At 33.8% G+C, this 2,272-nt stretch carries 2 protein-coding genes; both read right to left on the reverse strand.

Going from position 1 to position 2,272, the window contains the following annotated elements:
- Positions 1–138 precede the first annotated feature (138 nt).
- Positions 139–996: a hypothetical protein gene (locus tag GXZ72_06615; GenBank protein ID HHT19214.1), complete on the reverse strand. Its 858-nt coding sequence runs from the start codon at positions 994–996 to the stop codon at positions 139–141.
- Complete coding sequence (locus GXZ72_06620; GenBank protein HHT19215.1) at positions 944–2,032, reverse strand: site-specific DNA-methyltransferase; 1,089 nt, start codon at positions 2,030–2,032, stop codon at positions 944–946. The genes GXZ72_06615 and GXZ72_06620 overlap by 53 nt, the downstream gene beginning before the upstream one ends.
- Between the last annotated feature and the right edge of the window lie 240 nt (positions 2,033–2,272).

Genomic DNA, 2,272 nt, shown 5'->3' on the forward strand with positions numbered 1-2,272 from the left:
AACGGTTACGTGTATGGTGTCGTTTGGCGATTCGAAGCACGAACCTGTCAAACCACTACAAGGTTAATTAGATGCAATGCCCTTGAAATTAGCACTATCCGCCAAATGCACTATACACGATGTTGGCGGTATGTGGCTTTATAAAGTCAATAAAGTTCTCTCCGATATTTTTGATTCAAGATTTTTTATTATCATTTTAAGTTCAATTTTTGCGTCTGCTTTGAGTCCCATTGCCGTTGCTATACCAGTGCTATCAGTACTAAGTCTATCCTTCAATTTGATATCGTAATCGTTGTTATTATTGATATCCAATTTGTAAGCATGAAAATGCATAGAATCTCCAATTTTGGCAGGTTGACTCAGATGGGAGAATGAAAATTCTTTTTTCATGTAGTCCAATAATTGGTTTTGTAGGACAAGAACTAAATGTTTGTTTAAATGTTCGAAAGTCGAAATTTTATGATGTAATTGAACTAAAATTGTTTTTGCTGTCATTTTCCAATTCATTCCATATGGTTTTTTCCCATATCCTTCTTCCGGTTCTTCTACAATATCGAGATTTCCTAAAAATCTCTGACGTTCTGGCCATACAGTACCGGTAGTATCTAACGTTTGAAGTTCAACACCAATGAAATCTTTGATTTTATTATCGCGGACGGATGCTACAAAGTAATCAACACTACCGCCAGGAATGTTGATTTCTGGTACTACATGCACTTCATTCCCTGGTTCGTGCATTGTTAATAAATGTATACAATCAAAAAATATTTTTCTTTTTTCCAGTAATCTATGTGGGCAAATTATAATGTTCTCCCCAGATTTTCCATATTCAACTGTGCACGTACCAATCGATATTTCGGGTTCACTTTTTCTTACTTTGATGCATTTTTTATTCAAGTATTTACAGTGCTGATTTGATACAACTACTGGCCAATCTACAGTACTATTCTTGGTTGAATAGTTGAAGAACTCCGTTATTTTCGTATTTATATTCATTAATTCTCTCTTTTGAAAACTCAATATATTCTTCAGATATATCGATGCCGATTGATTTTTTATTATATTTAAAAGCAACTAAAGAAGTAGTTCCGCTTCCTGAAAATGGGTCTAAAACAATTCCGCTTTGAGGACAAGTCGCCAAAATTGGTATTTTACAAATATCTTCTGGATATACAGCAAAATGTGTTTTTCGTTTTTGGGTGTCTTCTGGAATTATATCCCATACGTCTCCTGGCAATGTGCCATCAGGATTATAAAATAAAAAGTAAAATCCCTTTTGCTTCAATTCTTTTGCTCTACCTGATACTTTTTCTGAATTAGAATGAGTAGTTCTTTGGTTTCCACGTATTATCATTCTAAAATCTGAAATTTCACCAAGTTTAATTCTTGAAAGCACCTCGTTTAAAGCATTTAAAGCATTTTTTTTCTCTTCTTCTGTTAGTGCAGTTGTTAATTCAATTTGTCGCTTATACCTTATCCCACTAACGCCAGTTGCTGATACAACAGAACCATTTTTCACAATAGATTTTCTCGCATCTGAACGAATTATAGAAGCATCATAAAAATATTTCTTTTCGTTTTTAACAAAGTGAAATATATTCTCATGAACATTTCTTAGTTTATCTTTACTACTATCTAATCCTCCTTTATGTTTATTCCATATAATGCTGTTTCTTAGAATCCAATTTTGATTATCGGTAAGTTTCAGAGCAACACGCCAAGGGATTCCTTGTAGTTTTTTATTACGATAAGTATCTCCAATATTGAGCCAGAAAGAACCTGTTATTTTTAAAACTCTATGTAATTCTTGAGTAATTTGAAGTAGATTCTCTATATATTCTGAATAATTCGATTCAAGGCCAATCCCACCACCACTATACTGCCTATGTCCCCAATATGGTGGACTAGTTATAATACAGTCTATTGACTCATCAGGTAATAAAGTAAGTATTTTAAGAGAATCTCCTGTTAGCAATAAAGGTTCTTTCAAATCTAACAAGTCTATATAATTTTTAATGTCATTTTTCATCATACTACAAAACTAACATTTTTTCTTTATTTAGGTTGGTTTTCGCCATTACCGCCAACGTTGGCGGTATGGCCAGTAAGGGATTGCGGGCTAATCACCTATCAAGGTACACGAAAGTTGAAGCGGGCTACAAACCTTCGCATACCTCTGAAACCCTTATTGGCTATACCGCATGTTGTGTGGCGTTTTTATTTATTAGTCCATATCTGTATTCATCACATATCTTGTCATTTTTGAATACCG

This window comes from Methanobacterium sp. (assembly GCA_012838205.1).
Taxonomy (GTDB): Archaea; Methanobacteriota; Methanobacteria; order Methanobacteriales; family Methanobacteriaceae; genus Methanobacterium.

Coding starts and splice junctions, on each gene's coding strand:
- GXZ72_06615 (HHT19214.1), bottom strand. CDS start 996: ATGAATATAAATACGAAAATAACGGAGTTCTTCAACTATTCAACCAAG.
- GXZ72_06620 (HHT19215.1), bottom strand. CDS start 2,032: ATGATGAAAAATGACATTAAAAATTATATAGACTTGTTAGATTTGAAA.